This is a genomic window from Vallitalea guaymasensis (genome assembly GCF_018141425.1).
Taxonomy (GTDB): domain Bacteria; phylum Bacillota; class Clostridia; order Lachnospirales; family Vallitaleaceae; genus Vallitalea; species Vallitalea guaymasensis.
Genome location: NZ_CP058561.1, coordinates 720,076 through 742,229, shown reverse-complemented (window position 1 = coordinate 742,229; position 22,154 = coordinate 720,076). Strand labels below are relative to the sequence as shown.

Annotated in this window: 14 protein-coding genes and 1 riboswitch; of the genes, 11 read left to right on the top strand and 3 right to left on the bottom strand. The window is 31.6% G+C overall.

Going from position 1 to position 22,154, the window contains the following annotated elements; all coding sequences use genetic code 11:
- Positions 1 to 31: 31 nt before the first annotated feature.
- On the top strand, positions 32 to 1,393 hold the full coding sequence (locus HYG85_RS24475; RefSeq protein WP_212692276.1) for a peptidoglycan DD-metalloendopeptidase family protein: 1,362 nt from the start codon (positions 32 to 34) through the stop codon (positions 1,391 to 1,393).
- 113 nt (positions 1,394 to 1,506) lie between these two features.
- On the opposite strand, the gene HYG85_RS03320 is transcribed toward HYG85_RS24475, so the two are convergent.
- The 3 genes from HYG85_RS03320 to HYG85_RS03310 form a co-directional block, all read right to left on the bottom strand.
- Complete coding sequence (locus HYG85_RS03320) at positions 1,507 to 2,211, bottom strand: LrgB family protein (protein WP_212692275.1); 705 nt, start codon at positions 2,209 to 2,211, stop codon at positions 1,507 to 1,509.
- Positions 2,208 to 2,558, bottom strand: coding sequence for a CidA/LrgA family protein (locus HYG85_RS03315; RefSeq protein WP_113671675.1), 351 nt, complete (start codon positions 2,556 to 2,558; stop codon positions 2,208 to 2,210). Before HYG85_RS03315 ends, HYG85_RS03320 begins: the two co-directional genes overlap by 4 nt.
- Before the next feature lie 84 nt (positions 2,559 to 2,642).
- A complete protein-coding gene (locus tag HYG85_RS03310; RefSeq protein ID WP_330619211.1) occupies positions 2,643 to 3,347 on the bottom strand; it encodes a FadR/GntR family transcriptional regulator in 705 nt (234 codons plus the stop codon).
- A 225-nt stretch (positions 3,348 to 3,572) separates the two neighbouring features.
- On the opposite strand from HYG85_RS03310, the gene HYG85_RS03305 reads away from it, so the two are divergent.
- The 10 genes from HYG85_RS03305 (at position 3,573) to HYG85_RS03260 (ending at position 22,116) form a co-directional block, all read left to right on the top strand.
- Positions 3,573 to 4,562, top strand: coding sequence for a helix-turn-helix transcriptional regulator (locus HYG85_RS03305; RefSeq protein WP_212692274.1), 990 nt, complete (start codon positions 3,573 to 3,575; stop codon positions 4,560 to 4,562).
- 351 nt (positions 4,563 to 4,913) lie between these two features.
- The gene (locus HYG85_RS03300) at positions 4,914 to 6,650 is read left to right on the top strand and encodes an ABC transporter ATP-binding protein (protein WP_212692273.1); all 1,737 of its coding nucleotides are present in this window, start codon (positions 4,914 to 4,916) and stop codon (positions 6,648 to 6,650) included.
- Between the two features lies 1 nt (position 6,651).
- On the top strand, positions 6,652 to 8,391 hold the full coding sequence (locus HYG85_RS03295; protein WP_212692272.1) for an ABC transporter ATP-binding protein: 1,740 nt from the start codon (positions 6,652 to 6,654) through the stop codon (positions 8,389 to 8,391).
- A complete protein-coding gene (locus HYG85_RS03290) occupies positions 8,370 to 9,332 on the top strand; it encodes an ABC transporter permease (RefSeq protein ID WP_212692271.1) in 963 nt (320 codons plus the stop codon). Before HYG85_RS03295 ends, HYG85_RS03290 begins: the two co-directional genes overlap by 22 nt.
- The gene (locus tag HYG85_RS03285; protein ID WP_212693687.1) at positions 9,329 to 10,171 is read left to right on the top strand and encodes an ABC transporter permease; all 843 of its coding nucleotides are present in this window, start codon (positions 9,329 to 9,331) and stop codon (positions 10,169 to 10,171) included. The genes HYG85_RS03290 and HYG85_RS03285 overlap by 4 nt, the downstream gene beginning before the upstream one ends.
- Complete coding sequence (locus HYG85_RS03280) at positions 10,152 to 10,910, top strand: ATP-binding cassette domain-containing protein (protein ID WP_212692270.1); 759 nt, start codon at positions 10,152 to 10,154, stop codon at positions 10,908 to 10,910. Before HYG85_RS03285 ends, HYG85_RS03280 begins: the two co-directional genes overlap by 20 nt.
- Entirely contained in the window at positions 10,907 to 11,680 is a 774-nt protein-coding gene (locus tag HYG85_RS03275; RefSeq protein ID WP_212692269.1) for an ABC transporter ATP-binding protein, read from the top strand. The genes HYG85_RS03280 and HYG85_RS03275 overlap by 4 nt, the downstream gene beginning before the upstream one ends.
- Before the next feature lie 55 nt (positions 11,681 to 11,735).
- Positions 11,736 to 13,400, top strand: coding sequence for a nickel ABC transporter substrate-binding protein (gene nikA / locus HYG85_RS03270; protein WP_212692268.1), 1,665 nt, complete (start codon positions 11,736 to 11,738; stop codon positions 13,398 to 13,400).
- Between the two features lie 383 nt (positions 13,401 to 13,783).
- A riboswitch (cobalamin riboswitch) is annotated at positions 13,784 to 13,932 on the top strand.
- A gap of 165 nt (positions 13,933 to 14,097) precedes the next feature.
- Complete coding sequence (locus HYG85_RS03265; protein ID WP_212692267.1) at positions 14,098 to 16,449, top strand: hypothetical protein; 2,352 nt, start codon at positions 14,098 to 14,100, stop codon at positions 16,447 to 16,449.
- Positions 16,450 to 16,521: 72 nt separating this feature from the next.
- The gene (locus tag HYG85_RS03260) at positions 16,522 to 22,116 is read left to right on the top strand and encodes an S-layer homology domain-containing protein (protein WP_212692266.1); all 5,595 of its coding nucleotides are present in this window, start codon (positions 16,522 to 16,524) and stop codon (positions 22,114 to 22,116) included.
- Positions 22,117 to 22,154 lie beyond the last annotated feature (38 nt).

Here is a 22,154-nt window from a genome sequence, read left to right as displayed (position 1 = left end):
ATTTAACGAACTTACATACGGAGGATAAAACATGAGCCCCATAAATATGAAAACTGTTGGAAAAAATACGATTGTATTGATTGTTATGTTTTTTTCATTGATATTTGCTACAGTGTTCATACAAGCAAATATGAATGATCAATCTCAAATGGTATATAAAGTTACTTATAAAAATAGTGAAATAGGATTTGTTGAAAATACAGAAAATATTGGTCAGATAATGAAAGATGTAACAATTCGTTTGCAAAATGAATTAGAAACGGTAGTATTAGTAGATGATTTAGTTAGTACTTTTCCAGTTAAGAAAGATAAACAAGTTCTTATGACAGATGAAGAGTTAAAAAATGGGTTGTTTACTACATTATTATATAACAAGAATGATTTTTTTGTAAAAGCAAAAGTATTATCAATTGATGAACAAACCAAGATTGTTTTAAAAGATGATCAAACAGCTGAATCTGTTTTGGAAGATGTTAAAAGTGGTTATATATCACAAGACCATCAAGGAAGTGTTGAGGCTGTTGCATTTGTAGAATCAGTACAGGAAGATACACTTTATGTTAGCCAAGAAAGTATTGTTCAAAAAGATGAAGCAGTTAGTAAGCTAAAGTCAAGTAAAGATGAAAAAGTTACATATACAATAAAATCTGGAGATACATTATCAGAAATAGCAAATGGTAATGGAATGGGATTATCAGAATTATTGAAGATAAACCCACAATTCAAACAAGATAGTGTAATCCAAATTGGACAAGAAGTTAACTTAATGGTTCCAAAACCATTATTATCTGTAAAAGTAAAAGAACAACTTACATATGAAGAAAGTATAGCAAGTCCTGTTGAATATCAAAAAGACAGTAGCAAATATAAGACATACAAGAAAACAATTCAACAAGGTGAGCCAGGAATAAAAGAATTAACAACCAATGTTACTTGCATTAATGGTTTAGAATCAGAAAGAGAAATTGTATCTGAGAAAGTTATAAAAGAACCAATTAAAACAATTATTGTTGTTGGAACAAGAACTCTACCAACTTTTTCAAGACCAGTTTACGGTAGAATTACATCTCCATTCGGTAGAAGATGGGGATCATTCCACACAGGAATTGATATAGGTGTTCCTAGAGGAACTAAAGTAAAAGCTTCAGAATCAGGAACAGTAATTTTTTCTGGATGGAGTGGAGGATATGGCTATTTAGTTAAGATAGACCATGGAGAAGGATATGTAACTTATTATGCACATAATAGTAAGTTGTACGTTAAAAAAGGACAGAAGGTTACAAAAGGTCAATCTATCGCTGCTTCAGGTAGTACAGGAAATAGTACAGGACCTCACGTACACTTTGAAGTTCGTAAAAATGGAGTTCCACAGAATCCTTCAAATTACTTATAGTCAAGTAGATTATACATATAAAAAAATAAAGAAATAGAATAAACCGAGTAAAGTCATTATTTACTCGGTTTTCATGTTATATGATAATTAACATTATAAGTTTTTTATAAGTATTACATGAACAATTCTAGTATTCTAACAAATAGTGAGCTGAAAAGAACTGTAATTATTCCTGCCAATCCTATGGATAATCCGCTCATTGCACCTTGTATTTCTCCCATTTCCATAGCTTTTGAAGTCCCCACTGCATGGGAGGATGTACCGATTGCAATACCAATAGCTACTTCATCATTTATCCTAAAAAACTTCATTACCAATGGGGCAATTATGGCACCTGTAATTCCTGTTAAAACAATTGCAACTACTGTTATTGCTGGGATTCCACCAATAGTACTGGATACTTCTATACCAATAGGAGTAGTTATTGATTTTGGAATAAGTGTATAAAACAATTGATCTTCATAAGCAAATACTTTGCATAACGCAAATACACTGGTTATAGTTGTAAGTACACCCACAACAATCCCAATTAGAATGGGTTTTGTATTTTCTTTGAACAAATGGAATTGTTTATACAAAGGAACAGCCAAAATCACTGTTGCAGGTCCTAAGAAGTATGATATCATATCTCCGCCCTTTGAATATGACTCCAAAGGTATATCAAATATCAGTAATACTCCAATAATCAAACCGATACTAATTAAAAGTGGATGCATAAGAGCTAATTTGGTCTTTTTATTTATGTATAAACCAATTTCAAACATTACAATTGAAATTAATATGCCAAAGCTAGGATTATTAAAAAAATCTTCCATCATTTTCTGCCTCTTTTCATGACTTTTTGAACAGTTAAACCAGTGACACTCATTACTATGATAGTAGTAATGATTACAATGAATAAAAAGCTTATCCATATATTACTTAATGTATCAAGTGATGATATCAAAGCTACGCCAGGGGGAATAAAGAAGAATGCTAAATGATTTAGTAGAAAATCACTTATTTCTTTAATTTTTTCAACCTTGATAATATTAAGACTAAGCAATACAAATAAAATCAGCATACCTAGAATATTACCGGGAACAGGTATATGACAAAGCTTATTAAGTATCTCACCAATTAAAAAAATTCCTATTATAATGCCAAATTGTCTTAGTAACTTCATAGTCTTCCTTCTTTCAGTATTTATATAGTGGTATAATGGTCATACCAATATTAGAAAATATAATATCACGATATCACATAATAATCAAGAGTTCTTAGGGGTTTTATTCACAAATGCCAAATGTTCTCTCATAGCATTTTGAGCTTCTTCAGGATTATGAGATTTTATTGAATCATATATATCTTCATGTTGCTTGATAAGTAAATCCTTTTGTTCTGGATTCTTTAATATCATCTCTCTTGCATCAATAATAGATGCTTCCATTAAATATTGTACAGAAAGCAATATATTCATAATTAAACTGTTGGCTGCTATTTCTGATATTTTATAGTGAAATTCTTTATCAATCTTGGCACATAAATTTTCATCATCAGTTGTTCTAAGCTTGTTAATCAATACTTGTAATTCTTCAATATCTTTTTCTGTGGCTTTCTTAGCAGCTAAAGAAGCAGTTTCTAATTCTAGTAGTCTTCTAAGTTCAAGTATTTCTTGGGTATTGCCTTTACTTAACATAAATTTAACTGATAGTGGTTCAAGAAGAGTATTAGAGACGTTTGAGCTAATAAAATTACCTTCACCTTGTCTGCTTTCAACTAAACCAATAACCTCCAAAGCTCTTATGGCTTCTCTTACTGAGGTTCTACTAACACCTAATAGATCAGTTAATTCTCTTTCAGCAGGTAGACGATCACCTTCTTTTAGTGTACCTTCTAAAATCATCTTTTGGATTTGTTCAATAACATATTCATATATCTTCTTATTCTTTACTGGAGAAAAAATATTAATCACCTCTAAATACAGTTTTTATCCAGAATGGATATTAAATAATATTTTAGTATATTCAATTTAATATGTAAAGTAATTAGAGTTAAAATAATTTGACCAAAGTGGGTAAATCTGCCTTTACATTTAACGCATAATAGAATATAATATTAATAATGATAATTATTATCAATGGCTGCAAATGCAATAAAGCAGTTATTGACGCTAACTATATTGAAAGAGGTGCTTGCTTTGAATGATAATGTCATTGTTAGTAATGCAAATGATTTTTATAAATTTTTTGTTGAGGAATGTAAATTTGAAAGTGAAAAAGCAGGTATGTACATAAGATATTATGTAAGTCCACAGTACGGAGAAGGTTTTATAGAACAGATTAAATTTCCAAACGGACTGGAATTATGTATAACCGATGTATATCTAAAAAAATCTATAGGTTTTGAATATAATCTAATAAACCCACCATATGAAATTAACTACATGATTGATGGTAATCTGTTCCATAATGAAATGGAAGCTAAGGATATGAATATAAGCAGCGGTAATATAAGTGTCTATTTCAGAAAAAAAATGAGTGGATTATTTAAAATCATAAAAGATAGAAGAGTAAGATACATAACTATAGTAGCGGACGAAAGGTTCATCGAAGAGAGTCTGCTAAATGAAGAATACCATAAAGGTCTTAGTAAATTCAAACGTTCAAATAGGGCAATTGAACTTACTAAACCACATAAACCAAGAGCAGAACTAAAAGCTATCTTTAATCAGATGGTATCATGTGATTTTTCCAATGTAGGTAAATTAATGTATCTCCAAAGTAAGTCAATAGAAGCATTATGTTATGTATGGGAAAAAGAAATTACCATGTTAGAAAATCAAGAAAATACATTATTCATTGATAAAGACGCTCTAGAATCAATAGAACTAGCAAGGCAGCTAATTGAAGACAACATGGTAGAACCCTTTACAATTAAAGAATTGGCAAAACAAGTACATATGAATGAATACAAACTAAAAAAAGGTTTCAAACAACTCTATAACACTACCATTTTTGGATACCTAAGACATATAAGAATGGTAAAAGCAAAAGAACTGCTGGAACAACGAGACATGAATATCGGTCAGGTCTCATGCGCAGTAGGTTACACTAACGCAAGCCATTTCTCAAAAAATTTCAAAGAATATTACGGAGAAAATCCTAAGATTTTTCGTTTTGGAGCATAAATACTCCCTCCATAGGCAGAAAAAAGTTAGATAAGACTATATAATCCTATATAAAGATTGTATGGTCTTATTTTTTTATGAGGATTCTTGAAATCAGCTGCTAGACATATTTTCTTAACTAACTACCGAGTGGATGTAGTATAGGGAAATATGGAGCAGTGAGCCATGGACGGCGAACTCAGCCATTTAAACATGGACGTTTAACTGGCTGACGTAATATTTCCCTATACTATATTCACGACCGTAAGCTTAAACATTAATGGAAATACAAGAATCCCAAGGAATAACACCACAAGTAGTCATTATTGAAAGGAGGATTAATAGTTATATTCTGTTAACTATTATACCAATATGATTAATAGCATTAAAGAACTTATTAACATTTGCAGTGGGGAAAAAAGAAAGTATTACTTATCAGTAATTTGTGGATTTCTATCAGTAATCTTTTCTATAGTACCTTATTATTGTACTTATAAGATTATTACAGAATTTCTAGCATCAAATTATCAAGTAGGAACTTACATTTTCATAGCTGTATTAGGTATTATAATGAGATTTGTATGTTTCAGTATATCTTCTTACACTTCTCACAAAGCAACAGCAGATTTGCTTTATAATCTACGTCTAGATGTACTTGGCAAATTAGAAAAACTGTCTCTTGGGGTGGTTATGCAAAACAACAGCGGGTATTACAAAAAATTAATTGTAGAAGATATAGAAAGTCTAGAAAAATTTCTTGCCCATCACATTCCAGAAGTATCATCCAGTCTGGGAGTACCAATAGTAGTTGCGATTCTACTATTCATATTAGATTGGAGGATGGCTTTAGCAACTGTGATCTTAATACCTATTGCCTACAAGATTTTATCTGGAATGATGCAGGGAAGTGAAGAAAAGATGGAAAATTACTCTACATCCTTAATGAATATGAATTTTTCTCTTATAGAGTATATTCAAGGAATGATGGTAATAAAATCTTTTAATAAAACAGATGCTGCAATTAATAAAATAGATTCTTCGGTAGATAGTTTCAAATTCCATGTATTGGATTGGTATAGATCCTGTTGGAAGTATATGTCTGGATTTGCCATTTTGATAAAAGCTAACTTATTGATTCTTTTACCTGTTGGAGGATTATTATATTTATATGGGGAAGCTGATTTAAGTAAAGTTATCTTTTTCTTTCTGATGTCATTTTCATTTTCGGTACCACTGGTAAAATTAGGTGAATTCACTGATACTATGCCAATGATCAGTCAGGCTTATTCACAGATTAAAGAGTTTTTATCACAAGAGGAATTCAATGATAGCAAAGCTAATGTAAAACTAAAGAATAAATCCATAGAGTTTAGAAATGTATCCTATTCTTATACAGATGAAAAACAAGTCATAAAAGATATATCTTTCGTAGCTAATGAAGGTAAACTAACGGCACTTGTTGGTGAATCTGGTTGCGGAAAAAGTACTATTGCCAAACTTGCTGCCCGCTTTTTTGATGTAAATAGCGGTGAAATACTAATAGGAGGTATAAATATTAAGAATATACCTTTTCAACAGCTAATGGATAATATAAGTTTTGTTTTCCAAGATACAATAATCTTTCATGATACCCTTAGAAATAACATTAAAATGGGTAGACCAGATGCTTCGGATAAAGAAATTATGCGAGTGGCAAAACTGGCATCATGTACTGAGCTGATAGAGGAAAAAGGCTTAGATACAATTATAGGAGGAACGGATGTAAAACTATCTGGTGGCGAAAAACAAAGAATAGCTATAGCAAGAGCCATATTAAAAGATGCACCTATAATTATTTTAGACGAAGCTACTGCTTCATCTGATGCAGAGAACCAAATGGAGATTCAGAAGGCTATATCTAATCTTGCAAAAAACAAAACAGTACTTGTTATAGCCCATAGATTATCAACTATAGAAAACGCAGATAAGATAATAGTACTTTCAAACGGACATATAAAAGAGCAGGGAACTCATTCAAAATTATTACTTGAGAATGGATTATACGAAAATATGTATACAAAATATCAAGAATCCCTTAGTTTCAAAATCCGTTCAAAGGAGGTAAGTTAATATGTTTCATTCTATAAAAAGAATCTTGCATTTATCAGGTGAGTATAAATCAAAAGTAAAAAAGGGAATATTGTTAGGAATTCTAGAAAGTATATTCTCTTGTGCACCACTGCTTTTCATGTTGTTTTTTATAAGAGACATGATTAATGATGAGTTGACAGTTTCTAATATATTGATATACACAGTGACCTTCGCAATAAGCATATTAATACAGTTTATACTTCATTACAGAGAAACAGCTGCAATCAGTAGTGTTGGATATGAAGTTATTGCTCAAAAAAGAAAAGATATAGCGGTATTTCTCAAAAAAATTCCAATGGGAGATTTTGTTGGTAAAAGCTTAGGAGAAATTAATGCAATTGTCACAAATGAACTTACACAAATAGAGTTATATGCTATGCAGCTGGTTTCTAAAGTTATAAGCAGTATAACAATACTTGTCATCACAATCGTTTTTCTAGGGATATTGAACATTCCTATGACAATAGCTTTCTTCATAGGATTTCCAATTTCATTTGTGATTAACAAAGTAAGCCATAAGATGTATATAAAATCAGCTAATACAAAAATAGAAGCAGAAAGTTATTTGATAAACAATACTGTGGAGTATACACAGGGAGTTGCAACAGTAAAAGCTTATAATAATGGTAGAAATCATTCGGAACGGATGAAAGGTGTATTTAAAGAATTTGCTAATAAGACTATTAAGGCAGATGCTAAAGTGATTCCATTACTACAAGGATATGCATTATTCATGTACCTTGGCTTTGGTGTCGTTCTATCACTTGGAACTTATTTATTGATGAATAACAAAATTGATTTTAGTGTATTTCTTATGTTTGCAGTTATTGGAGTACATATATATCAACCTTTTGAAATTCTATCTTCTTATTCAGGAACATTAAAAGCTATGGAGGTGAGTCTAGATAGATTGGAATATTTAATGAAATTCAGTCCTCTCAAAGAACCAAAGGAAGATGTTAGGGCAGATAACTTCAGCGTAGAATATCAAGATGTAACTTTTGGTTATACCAAAGAGCCAATAATTAGAAATCTTTCTTTTAAAGCGGGAGAGAATACTACGACAGCTATTGTGGGTGCATCAGGTAGTGGTAAGACCACACTAATACAACTCATGATGAGATTCTGGGACATAGATAAAGGTAATATCAAAATAGGAGGAAGAAATATATATGATTATAAAATAGAAACACTGATGAAATATATTTCTGTGGTATTCCAAGATAATTATCTTTTCAATGATACAGTTTACAACAATATAATATATGGAAATGAAAATGCTAAAAAAGAAGATGTTATAAGAGCTGCAGAATTAGCATGTTGTCATGAATTTATTAATAAACTACCTAATGGTTACGACACGATGGTAGGAGAAGGCGGTTCTACCTTGTCAGGAGGAGAACGTCAGAGAATTGCAATAGCAAGAGCTATTATAAAAGATTCACCTATCATTATCTTAGATGAAGCTACAAGCGGTGTAGACCCTATCAATGAAGTGGAGATACAAAAAGCAATATCTGAGTTGATAAAAGGAAAGACAGTATTCACTATTGCTCATAAATTCTCATCTATAACTGATGCAGACCAGATATTAGTATTAGACCAAGGACAATTGAGAGAAAAAGGTACTCATGAAGAACTAACTAAAAAAGACGGTATATATCGTTCCTTATGGGAACGTCAGTTAGGAGTAAATAAATGGACAATACGAAGCAACTAAAGATTACCAAATTCCTGATAAAAAGAATTGTTTTATTAATATTAGTACTCCTAGCTATTACTATGTTATGTTTTACCTTACTTAATTTATCACCAATAGATGCTACGGATGCATATATCCACAAACATATGATGCCTCCTACAGAAGAAACGGTTCAAAAGATACAGATGAAATTAGGTCTTGATAAATCACTAGGGGTAAGGTACCTGTTATGGTTGAAAAATGCTCTTACACTTAATTTTGGAGAATCATTCGTATCAGGTAAACCTGTTATAGATGAAATAACAATATGCTGTCCAAGGACTTTTAAATTAGTATTAGGTGCAGTGTTGATTATGTTGTTTTTATCTGTATTACTGGGAATATTGTCTGCACTTAAAAAAGATAAGATAGTGGATCAGGTCGTGAGAGTAATTACATTAATGGGTATGTCAATCCCTTCCTATTGGATTGGATTTATGCTGATATACCTTTTCTCTATCAAGTTAGAGATATTACCATTTATATTCAACGATTCTTTCAGCTCATATATTCTACCTAGTTTTACTTTGGCTATACCGTTTATAGCAACGTATACCAGAATGGTCAGAACCAATATATTAGAAAGAGTAGAAGAAGATTTTGTTGTATATGCAAGAGCAAGAGGAATATCTACCTCCAAGATTATGTTAAAGCATATATTAAAAAGTTCAAGTGTATCCTTGATCTCTCTTCTAGGGCAGAATATTGGTAATATCTTAGCAGGTACAGCAGTCATAGAGACAGTATTTTCAATAAAAGGATTAGGCAGATATGGTATAGATGCTATATTTACAAGAGATAATCCAGCCATTAATGCATATGTTGTCATAATTGCTTTTTGTTTTGTATTTGTTAACTTAATATCAGATGTAGTAGCGATGAAATTAGACAAAAGAGTAGGTGAAAATAGTTTATTATGATAAAGAAATTTATAAAAAACAAAAAGTGTAAAGTTGGTCTGATAATCATTTTAGTAATAATCGTTTTCGGTGTCATTTACCCTATTGTTTCACCAAATGACCCATATGCAGTATCATCAGCAGATAAGTACATAGGATTATCAACAAGATTTCCCCTTGGTACAGATAGCTTTGGAAGATGTGTACTGACAAGGATAGCAGTAGGAACTAAATACTCACTCTTGGTATCTTTTGTCATAATAGGAGCAATTTCTGTTATCAGTCTATTAGTAGGAACGATTCCTACTTATTACGGTGGGAAATATGATCGGGCTTTTGTTGCTGTCTGTGATGTGATCATGGCTTTTCCACAAATGATTTTTGTTCTCGTCCTCATTGGTATATTAGGAAAAGGGATTGGTAATCTTATGATTTCTATGATTATATCTCAATGGGCATGGTATGCAAAATTCGTCAGAGGTTATGTGCTAGAAGAGAAAAACAAAGGTTATGTAAAAGCTGCTATAGCCTCTGGTACCAAGAGTTACAAGATAATCTTACGGCATATAATACCTAATATCTTACCTGCTTTTATTGTATATGTAAGTGTTGGGATGGGACGTGTAATATTAGAGCTTTCTGCATTTTCATTCTTAGGTCTTGGAGTAAGTCCAGAGATTCCTGAATGGGGAGCTATGCTCAATGAAAATAGAAAATGTATATTTACCCACCCAGAGTTGATGCTTTATCCTGGACTGTTTATATTTTTTACAGCCATGGCTTTTAATTTATTAGGTGATGGATTGAGAGATATCTTTGACCACAGAAAAGGAGGAGTAAATGAATCAGTTTGTAATTGAAGATTTAATAGTGAAAAATGCAGATAGATCTTTGGTTGATTCCGTTAATCTATCTGTAGAAAAAGGAGAGATTCTTGCAATAACAGGTCAATCAGGTAGTGGAAAAACCTTGACATTCAAAGGAGCTACAGGATTACTGACCTCAGAACAATTAACAGTTGATGGCAGAGTTAGATGGAATGGGGAATATTATTCTCCAAGTGAGATGAAAGCTTTTTTAGGGAAAGAGATATCTTATGTCATGCAGAATCCTATGACTGCTTTTAATCCTGTTATTACTATAGGTTCACATTGCAGAGAAACTCTCAGGGAGCATTTGAAGGTAAGTAAAAAAGAAGCTGACAAGATTGCAATTGATTGGTTTTATAAACTTAATTTAAAAGATGCGAAAAGAGTATATAAAAGCTATTGTTATGAATTGAGTGGTGGTATGTTACAGAGGGTTATGTTAGCTCTGGCAATGGCTGTTGGAAGTAAAATGATAGTGGCAGATGAACCAACAACAGCTCTTGACACCATAACCCAAAAAAAGATTCTGTCAGAATTCATAAGAATCAATAAAGAATATGGAGTAACTATTATTTTCATATCCCATGACTTTGGAATTATCAGTCAAATAGCTAATCATATAGCGGTAATATCAGAGGGTACGCTTATTGAGTATGGAAGCACAGAGAAAATTTTAACTAATCCAGAAAAAGAATTAACTATTAAAATGCTAAAGGAATTAAGTATATGATTAAAATAAAGAATCTTAGCAGGAAGTATGGAAACAACACAGTACTTGATAATGTTAGTTTTCAAATTAAATATAAACAAAGTACAGCGATAGTAGGAGAAAGTGGTAGTGGAAAGTCTACCATAGCTAATATTCTATTAGGTTTTTACAAAGAAAATACAGCTGAGATATCTTACCAAGGAAGGTCATTGAATGAATTCAATAGTAATGACTGGAAGAATTACAGGAAGGATATACAACCTGTTTTTCAGGATGCCAAGAATAGTCTTGACCCTAGAATGAAGGTAAAAGATATTATAGCCGAACCTCTTTGTAACTTTACAAAGCTGAGTAAACAAGAAAGATACAATAAAGTAAAAGAAATATTAGAACTTGTTGATCTTAATAAAGAAGATGGAGAAAAATTTCCCCATGCATTTAGTACTGGTCAGCAAAAAAGAATCAACTTAGCAAGAGCAATCATATGTAATCCTAAAATAGTAATCCTTGATGAATTAACTTCTGGTCTTGATCCGGAAATAAAAAATAATATAATCGATTTGATAAAAAGACTTCAAGAGGATTATAACATTACATTTATTGTCATAACACATGATATTAGTGTCGCTATGAGTTTAACATCTCATATTATTATTCTTAAGGAAGGGATAGTTGTTGAAGATGTAATACATTCCAATGATATTTCCAATCTAAAAACAAGTTACGCTCATGAACTAATAGAGGCAGTACCAAAACTAAAATATATTGAACTTATTAAAAAGAGTGTATAGATGTTTAAGTTCAATTTATTTAAATATGTAAAGGACAAAGAAAGGAAGTAACAAGATGAAGAAAATTATAAGTATTTTACTAATAACAATGTTATTTACATTATCATTAGCAGGTTGTTCAAAATCTGATGATAATGAAAAATCTGTATCAAATGATAATGCTGCTAATGACACAGCTAAAAAAGATAATGCAGACAATAAAGGAAAAGCTACTGATGATGCACAAAAAGATGAATTAGTTATTGCTTGGGCAAGCGATCTAGATAATTTTGGTCCACTTACATCAGAAGATGGATACAGTCATGAAATTTTAGGGCTTGTATATGAATCATTATTAAAATATGATGGTAAAAAAGCAGTACCTAATTTAGCAGAAAGCTATGAAGCTACTCCTGATGGAAAAGAATATACTTTCAAACTAAGGGAAGATGTGAAATTTTCAGATGGGCTTCCATTGAATGCTGAAGCAGTAAAACAAAACATGGATGGAATACTACTAAATGCGGATAGATTCTCATGGATGGGAGCTATTGGAAAATTAGATAAAGTTGAAGTGGTAGACGATTACACAATAAAATTCGTATACAAAGAGCCATATTACGCTGCAACTCTTGATATGTGTTCTCAGTTTCCTATAAGAATGATTAGTCCTAATTCCATGCCAGATGATGGTAATACAGCTGGTATCCTAAAAAGTAGTGTTGGTACAGGACCTTATGTATTAACAGAGGCTATAAAAGATCAGCAATATGTGTTTACTGTAAATGAAAATTATTGGGGAGATAAACCAGCCTATAAAAAAGTTATAGTAAAAGTAATACCTGATCATGATTCAAGAGTTATGGCATTACAAAGTGGTGATGTTGACCTTATATATGGTGCAAAACAATTATCATATGAAGCTTATGCACAGTTTACTGATAACAAAAAGATTGGAACAGCTTGCTCAGAAAGTGAATCAGAAACTAGAAGTATCTTAATGAATACAGCTAATGAAGTATTAAAAGATATGGATGTAAGAAAAGCCATATTATGTGGAGTTAATAAAAAAGTTATTATAGGAACAGTTCTATTAGATATAGAAAACAAAGCGGATACAATATTAAATCCATCATTAACTTACTGTGATGTAGAAGTGGAACCTTACGAATATAATAAAGAAGAAGCTTGTAAGATCTTAGATGAAGCAGGATGGACATTACCAGAAGGTAAAACAATCAGAGAGAAAGATGGTAATAAGCTTTCATTAAATCTTATGTATGTAACAGGTAGAGGTGCAGAAGAAAGTATTGCTCAAGTTTTTGCTTCTCAAATGAAAGAGATAGGTATTGATGTAAAATTAGATGGTGTTGAGTTAATGGTTTGGGGTTCAAGAGGATTTGAAGGTGATTTTGATCTTTCTTTCAATGCAACTTATGCAGCTCCATATGATCCACATACATATATCGGTGGTATGATGAGTTATAGTCTAGACAATCCTGCACAGCAAGGGTTAGATAATAAAAAGGATTTAGATGAAAAAATATTAAAGCTATTCTCTATAAATGATGAAAAAGAAATTAAGAATTGTTATGATAGTATTTTAAAACAATTACATGAAAGTGCAATGTACATACCAATATCATATCAAAAGCAAATAGCATTATATAATAAAGACGTTATATCAACTGTAGAATTTCCTAGTATACCTGGTCAATTGGATATGATGTTAATAAAGTAATGTTAGGTGATAAGTAGAAAATATGAATGTATATAATTCGTACAATGTAATATAAAATAAGGTCATTGGAAATCTAAGTTTTCAATGACCTTATTTTAAGTTATAAACATAATATGGTTTATAAAAATATACTAGAATAGTATATAAATTAATATTTATCTGTTATTTTTTAATAGTTAAAATATATTATAATAACTATTTACATTAATCAAACAAAATGTTACAATGTAGCTGTCGAGAAAGAGAAAATATTATTTTGCTTTTTCTTGGACCTAATAGTATATGTATCAAGTGTACTACTGTAGGTATTTACAAAAAAATTTAATAAAGGCAGTTTGAGAGGAAGGTCACAATAATTAGTTGTGAGTGAATATTAAATATTCTTCGGTGAAAATCCGACACTGTCTCAGCAACCGTAATGTCAACGAAAGGACAATATACCACTGAGAATTCCATTTTAGTTGTGGAATAATCGGGAAGGTGTCTTAGTAGGAAAACCACACTGTAAGTGGCAAATGGCTAAGTCGGGATATTCTCACTCTGTTTGTTAAAATGTAATGCAAATCCCTGAGGTTGGAAGGCATAAATAGGTGGAATCTTTATGTTCTAAACCAAGTATGTCAGGGCGCTCTTAGGAGTGTCCTTTTTAGTGCACGGAACATATGACTAAGTAAACAAAATTCGAGGAGGAAAGAAAATGATTTTATCAAGAAGCAAAAGAAAAAGTTGTGCAATCTTACTTGCAGTGGCAATGATTCTTACAATGATGCCTCTTACTGCAAAAGCAGCAGCACCTACAAATGTAGAAGTTTATTTATCAGGTGCAACAAATCCAAATCCTACAGTAAATACACAAGACGGAGACACAGTAGAAAGTATATATACTCGTATTACAGGTCAAAGCTATCCATGGACAGTATTATATGAGATTAATGGAAAAATGGGAGCTGTAGCACCTGGCAGTTGTATTGTTCCAGACAATGCATATATACAGTATTACACTATTAACAACTATCAGACAGATGTACTAGCTACAATTAGTGATTATAGTTTAATAATTGCAGATGGTAAAATTAAGGTTCTAAATGGTAAAGAATATACTTGGAAAGGACTAGAAAAAAGTATTAACATGTGTGTACCATTTGTTAGAAATGCAAATGTAACAGTTAATCCTAAGAATTTAAGTACTCCATTAACAACACCAGTAAAGCTATCAGATTATGCTGGTATTGAAATGAAAAGTACTGGCGGTATTAGTACATATATGCCTATAGAAGTTGTAGCTGATTATGATGCTTATACAACAGAGCTAAATGAAGGATTAGAAAAAGTCATAGCTATAGCTGATTCCTTTGGTATCAATACAAGTAGCGCAGTAAATGCACTAAATGGTTCAGATAATGCTGTGAAAGCTACTGAAAAAGTAGCTCTGGGAGAAACTATCATTAATGCTTCTATCAATAATGATATTCTTCTTAGTAAAGTAACTTTTAATGAAAGTGTAGCAGTATCTGCTCCTTTTGATCCTTATGTACCAAGCTATACTTTGATATCAACTACAGGTAGTGATATTGTTCCAGCTACTTTCATTATAGAACCTGTTGCTATGGCAAGTGATGCAACAGTAACTTATAGTACTACTGATTCCAATATTTCATTTGCAGGTAATGTAATTTCTGCAAGTACAGCAGGAAATCACAGTTTCTCGATTAAAGTTGCAAAAAATGGTGCAGAGAGAATATACGATTTTGCCTTCACTTGTGATGCTCCTATCGTTGCAGGAGATCCATCTGTTTACGCATTTTTACCTGCTCCTGGTCAGTTTACTAATGAAGGTGTGACTGTTGGTGGATGGGGAGACATCTATCTTTCAGGTACAGATGGTATTAAATTAATGGCAGATAATGTTTCATCTACAGGTGTATCACTAGGATATTTTGGTGGATATACAGTATTTGATATGAAAAATATTGATAACGACCCTAATAATAAATATGGTGTGGATTTTATAGTATATGGTAATGCTTTCTGGAATAACTCTGAACCAGGTTGTATTCAAGTAGCACAAGCTGATAGTCAGGGAAATCCTGATACTTGGTATGATATTGCAGGTTCATTATATTATGAAAATACTACTAAAAAGAACTTTAGTTTAACTTATGAAAATCCTAATCCTAATGATAATACAAAATATACAGAAGCAGGAAATAATCTTGGGAAATTAGATTCTATTAATTATACTGGTAGTGCAACTGGAACAATCACAAAAAATACTTTCCATAATCACAGCTGGTTCCCACTTAATTGTAACTACTTTACAGGAAGAAACGGTAACCCTGCTTTAGACAAGACAAACAAATTGTCATTTGCAGACTATAATGATTCACATAACAAGTTGACATTAACAGGTACAATGCTTGGCAGTATTACATCTACTAACACAACTACTGGTTTTGGTTTCGGTTATTGTGATGTTCACCCTAATGGTAGCGGAGATAAATCAATAGCATATAATCCATATGGAGTAGCTGCAATTACTTCAACTTTTAATTATAATACTTACATTAATGGGACAGGCGGAGGAGACCCTATTGATATCAGCTGGGCAGTAGATGCAAACGGAAACCCTGTTAATCTAGATAATATTCGTTTTGTACGTATTTATACAGGGGCTGCAGCTATGAATGGTATATTCGGTGAAATCTCTACTGAAGTTTGTGGTATTAAAAAAGCTACTGGTACAGGTGATGGAGAAGCGGTAACAGGTTTACCAACAGTTATTGACTACATGACTGATTTAACTGTTACTACAAGTAATATGAGTACTCAGACTGTTACATTAGAAGATGGTATAGTTGAATATGAACTTTATAGTATCGCTGATAATGTATATGTTAATGGAACAAAAGTAACTTGTGATGATACTACACCATATGAGTTATCATTAACTTTAGCTAGAGGAGATATTAAATATGTACAAATCATTACTCAAAATGGTGCAGAATCTCCTTATATTACAGTATTTAAATTCGTTTATCCAGAAGTATAAATAAAAATAATGTTTTAGGGGACTCATTAGAGTCCCTTACTGAATAATAAAACTACTAGTAGGTGAATATTAATGAAATACTATAATAAAATATCTTTCATCTCATTTTTAATTGTATTAATTATATGCTTTAATATGGTAGCTATAAATACCAATGCTGAAGAACTAAATCCAGTATCAGTTACATTATCTCAGGAATCTTCTTTAACATTGACGAAAATTACTGAAACTGGAGATATGCCATCTTCATTAGGAGCATATTTTATTTCTGTACCAAAAGATACACAGTCGATTAATGTAAAATTTAATAGTTTATCAACTGATACACATTTTTTAGCACCTCGTGGTGCAAGAAAACAGATTACAGGTAATAGTGTTAAATCTAATGCAAGAATTTCAAGTGAAAATTTTCTGAAATATAATAATGTAAGTAGCAGACAGTTAAGACGTTATATTACAAACTGTTTTAATGTAGAAACACTAGAATATACAATTAGCTTATCATATACACCTGGATTTCCAATTGATCAAGAGAAATTACAAGAAGAATATACAGATATATGTTTTGACCCTAATTTAAAATATCAAGAAATATGCATTTACGAATATAAAGTACCTGTAAAATTAAAAGCAGTAATTCTTGTTCAGATAGGTGAATCGTCAACTGCAAAAATTGATGATTCTATCTTAAAAGATTGTATTAACAAAGCAAGATTAGTATCCTCCGAGACATACTATACAATTGATGATAGATATAATGGAAATGATTCCAGTACGATAAATTCCAGCGACAAATCAAAAGGCTTTTATAATAATCTACAGCTTGAGTTAGCTAATGTAAGTAAGCTGTTTATTGATAATAATCCTGAAAATGATTTAATAGCGGGTATTACTCAAGAGAATGTCGATACAGCAACTACTAATCTTCAATCTGCAATTAATAGCTTAATTCCAATTACTAATGTTAACCCAACATTACTATACGAAGCTATAAAAAATGCAGAAAATACATATAATGATTCATCCATATATACAGCCAAGTCATGGTCAGCATATCAAAACGTACTGAACAATGCTAAAACAGTACTTACTTCTCTTTACATTCAAGATGGTGAAGATAAAGGTAAGCCAACTGACATTAATAAAAACACTTATCAATCTGAAGTTGATACAAATACTGAAAAAATAAACAAAGCAATTACAGGACTAAAAAAATTAATAAATGCTAATGATCCTTCGGGTAGCGATTTAATTGATGCGGGGGAAAAATATGAGAACCTAAAAGCTTTAATAAATCAATTTAATCCAGAGGAACTTATAGAATCTGATTATACTTCAGACAGCTTTGTAACATTCATACAACAAAGAAACATAGCAACGGATTGGTTAGATAATAATGAAAAGCCTAATGGTACAACAGGAATACCTGTTTATGAAAAACTAAAAGAAGTTTACGACGATTATTGGAAATCATGTTATGGTTTGACATCAACAAAAGAAAAAATAAATGTATCTTTTAAGGTAATAGATACATCTGCTGCTAGAAAAAAAGAAGCTTTTGATACAAAATCAGGTATCTATAATTTAACTCTCTCTAGTGGCGCATCTTTACAAGATGTTTTCAACCAGATTAATGGTATTAACATACATGGGGACTATGGAATTTTTATTAATGGAATTATGATTGATGCACCAAGCCATGATTTAACAGCATTATTTACTTTGAATCTTGGTGATTCAATAGGTACATCCCAATATCCATTAAGCAGTATAAAAGTACAGGATAAGGATGAAGTCGTTGTAGCATATTTAGACGCACCAAGGCATGGTTCTTCAAGTGGAGCTAATCTAGAGGGATATGAAGCATACAAAGTACTTCCATATGTTAGACTGTCAAAAATCACTAATGAAAATATGAATAATAATGTAGTAGAGACAAGAGCCGGACAAGCAATTTCATTTAATGTAAGCTCAGTTGCTGCTAATCTTAGTGATTATACAGGAAAAGATGAGCCTTTTACAGGAGCTACGGTTTTTGTAAGTTCTGCTGTAGAAGAAAAGAATAAAATAACTACTGCAAATAAGGAAACTACTGCTTTTACAGATGATAATGGTAACTGTAATTACACTTTTTACGAGGAAGGTTGGCATTCATTAAGTGTTCATCATAAGGAAGCAAATAATCTTGAAAGTAAAAAGGTTACTGTTACAGGAGTTATAGCAGGAGATACTATACTTGTACATGTAAACCCAGCTACTGAAAATGAAACTAAGATAATTAAAGATAAAATGCTGACTGAACTAGAAGAAGCATATTATTCCTATAGACAAACTAACTATGACGCTAATAAATGGAAAGAGCTTTCTGGATTTTATGAAAACGGTAACACTAAAATTACTAATTCAGTAACACCATACGAAGCAAAAACAGCATTTGATACAGCTGTTAATGGTATGAAAAGCATAGAATCCATAGACCATAAAACAGTTATAACACCTATACGGGAAGTATTAAAATATCTGCCATCTATAGATGAAATGGATCAAAACAGGCTCTGCCAATCAGATATACCTAAATTAGAAGAACTATTTTCTAAATACAATGTTTTGACGGAATATCAGAAGAAGTTATTCACTTTTTTAGAGGACAGACATATTAAATCTCTATTAAAGGCATACGCAGATTCTAATAATGGAAATAATTTACCAGAATCTAAAAAATATAAACTTACTATCATTGATGAAACCAATAAGTTCAATCAATTTAATGAACATTTATATTGTATGGTAGATGGTAATATCATAAGTTCTGCTAGACCAACAAAAATTGTTGGAGAAGTTAAAGCTAATATTAAGGTAGGTTTACGATACAAGGGAAGAAACATTGTAGGAGATACATGTGTAGTAGAGAGTTTTTCAGATGATATAAGTGTTTATAAAATGCATAGTCCCTATAAAAGCATCCTTGGAGAATTTTTAATGCCTCATCACGACGTAACTATAATTGTAAGGTCAATAGGTGGTGACGAACCTACAATTGATGATGAAACAAAGTTAAATAATGCCAAAGAGGCTGCTAGAAATGCTGTAATAGCGACTTATTCAAATTATCACAGTGAAGACTATTTGGATGATGATTTCACTAGACTTACTCAGGCTAAAGATAATGGGATAACAGCAATTAATAATGCTGTTGATGTAGTTGCTGTAGCAACCGCTCGTAGAGCGGCACTTGCGGCAATGGCAGCTATTCCAACGAAAGATGATAATTGTGGTACTAAGTTACCTGACTATGGAAACGTAATTGGAAAGGTAAAGATAACTATAGAAAATGAGACTTTCCCCAGTGGGGATTTTAAAGGAACAATTATAAACGGTTGGTATGATCTATGTGAGAATGATACCATGATGACAGTTGTTCTGAAAGCATTAGCTGTGAATGGATATAGCTGGGAAGGAACAGGTGGTACTAATTACGGTATTACCTATATATCATCCATAAATAAAGGAGATAAAAGTATGGGTGAGTTTTCAGGCGATAGAGGTTCAGGCTGGATGGGTACACTAAATGACTGGTTTGTCAATGAAGGTTTTCAATCTTTTAGAGCAGGAGCTTCCAACAAAGATTATAGTCTGGAAAACGGGGATGAAATTAAAGTAATGTTTACTCAAAACCTTGGTAAAGACTTAGGAGGTACATGGGGAAATTCTGATACATCCTTGAAAACACTTACTATTAGTGGAGGAAAACTATCACCAACCTTCAAGAAAAATACTACTGAATATGGACTGATGATTGATGGTGATTCCAAAAATATAATGATTACACCAACAGCCTATAATAAAAATTATTTGGTTAAGACTTTTTTGAATCAATATAATTCAAGTTCGGCATATTATAAACGTACCGAAACCCTATCTGTAAAAAATGGTGATATCATTTATATAGGTATAGGTGAGAATTCCTGGCCTTCAATGAATAAGCAAGGTGAAGAGGCAAGAGAGTATGATGCAACAAAATATACTATAAGGGTATATAACAGTAAAGCAAATTATGTAAATAAGCTGATTGAAGGATTACCTGTACAAAATAAAATAAAACTATCTAATTATAAGAGTTATGAGGAAGCAGTTAAGGCAGCTAGAAGTAACTATAACAAATTGTCATCAAATGATAAGAAGAAAGTAACGAATCTAAGTAGATTAATTGATGCAGAAAATCAGTTATTATTCTATGGAGAAACCTATAATGTTAAAATACTCCTTAAGAAAATTCCTCTAGCAGGTAGAGTAAAATTAAGGCATAAATCAGAAGTGATGGCAGCTGATTCTGCATACAAGAAACTGTCATCAGAACAAAAACTATACATAACTGTTGCAGATGTAACCAACTATAATGCAGCTATTGAACGATTGAAAGAACTTGGAGCTTTTGATTCAGAAAATGATTCACCTTCTGTAATAATGGGTAACACAGAAGAGCCAGAAGAAGAAAAGGAAGAATTTATCAAATTAAAACCTGAAGTTAGTATTTCAGGTAATACAGCAACATTAACTATAACTGGTAGTCAAGCAAAAAATGCAATAGAGGATATTAAGAAGAATCAAGCTGAAGAATTGATTATTGAACCAGTAATTAAAAAAGATGTAGATAAAGTAGTTGTTAAACTGGCTAAATCAATAATTGATGATTTGGCTAAGAATACAGATGCTGGATTAACTGCTAAATCACATGTTGCTGAAATAAAGATCTCTAATAAAGCTTTAAACTCAATAATAGAATCAAGTGGTTCTAATGTAAGTATAATTGTAGAGCAGACGGATAAAGAACAGTTATCTAATAAAAATAAAGAATTAGTTGGTGATAAGCCTATATATAACTTATACATAAAAGTAGATAATAAGATAATCACTAAGTTTGTAGGTGATGTCACAGTAGCTTTACCTTATATACCAAAGGAAGATGAAGATATTAACAAGCTTTCAGTTTACTATATTAATGATAACAATAAGGTGGCTAAAATGATAGGAGCCTACTATGATGATGAATGTGAAAGTATGATATTCAAGACAGATCATTTTTCAACTTTTGCCATAGTTTATGATAAAGACAAGATAAGCTTTAAAGATGTATTTACCACTGATTGGTATTATGATTCAGTATTATATGTAGTAGAACAAGGGTTATTAGATGATATATCAAACAATATGTTCAGACCTAATGAAAATATGACTCGTGGTATGTTTGTAAATGTAATCTATAAAATGGCAGGTGATCTACAGGTAACAGAGGATAACTTATTCAAGGATATAAAAATAGGTTCAACCTATTATGATTCTGTAGTATGGGCTACTTATAGTAAAATAGTAAATGGTTATTCAAATGATTCATTTGGGACAAATGATAATATTACTCGTGAGCAAATAGCTACTATGATGTATCGTTATGCAAAATTAAAAGGTTATAAAACTACTTCAATTAGCGATATTTCAACTTATCCTGATAATAATATGATATCAGAATGGGCAGTCCATTCAATGAAGTGGGCAGTCAGTAATAAAATTATCAGTGGTTCAACTGAGAATATGCTTGTACCACAAGGTACAGCTACTAGAGGCGAGGTAGCTTCCATGCTTAAGAGATTCATGGAAAACATAGTAGAATAATCATAGTAATAGTTTAGGAATATGGGTGACAGCGTTAA

Bases quoted from the DNA above. Each gene is read 5' to 3' on its own strand.
- HYG85_RS24475 (WP_212692276.1), top strand. From the start codon at position 32: ATGAGCCCCATAAATATGAAAACTGTTGGAAAAAATACGATTGTATTG.
- HYG85_RS03320 (WP_212692275.1), bottom strand. From the start codon at position 2,211: ATGATGGAAGATTTTTTTAATAATCCTAGCTTTGGCATATTAATTTCA.
- HYG85_RS03315 (WP_113671675.1), bottom strand. From the start codon at position 2,558: ATGAAGTTACTAAGACAATTTGGCATTATAATAGGAATTTTTTTAATT.
- HYG85_RS03300 (WP_212692273.1), top strand. From the start codon at position 4,914: ATGATTAATAGCATTAAAGAACTTATTAACATTTGCAGTGGGGAAAAA.
- HYG85_RS03295 (WP_212692272.1), top strand. From the start codon at position 6,652: ATGTTTCATTCTATAAAAAGAATCTTGCATTTATCAGGTGAGTATAAA.
- HYG85_RS03290 (WP_212692271.1), top strand. From the start codon at position 8,370: ATGGACAATACGAAGCAACTAAAGATTACCAAATTCCTGATAAAAAGA.
- HYG85_RS03285 (WP_212693687.1), top strand. From the start codon at position 9,329: ATGATAAAGAAATTTATAAAAAACAAAAAGTGTAAAGTTGGTCTGATA.
- HYG85_RS03280 (WP_212692270.1), top strand. From the start codon at position 10,152: ATGAATCAGTTTGTAATTGAAGATTTAATAGTGAAAAATGCAGATAGA.
- HYG85_RS03275 (WP_212692269.1), top strand. From the start codon at position 10,907: ATGATTAAAATAAAGAATCTTAGCAGGAAGTATGGAAACAACACAGTA.
- nikA (WP_212692268.1), top strand. From the start codon at position 11,736: ATGAAGAAAATTATAAGTATTTTACTAATAACAATGTTATTTACATTA.
- HYG85_RS03265 (WP_212692267.1), top strand. From the start codon at position 14,098: ATGATTTTATCAAGAAGCAAAAGAAAAAGTTGTGCAATCTTACTTGCA.
- HYG85_RS03260 (WP_212692266.1), top strand. From the start codon at position 16,522: ATGAAATACTATAATAAAATATCTTTCATCTCATTTTTAATTGTATTA.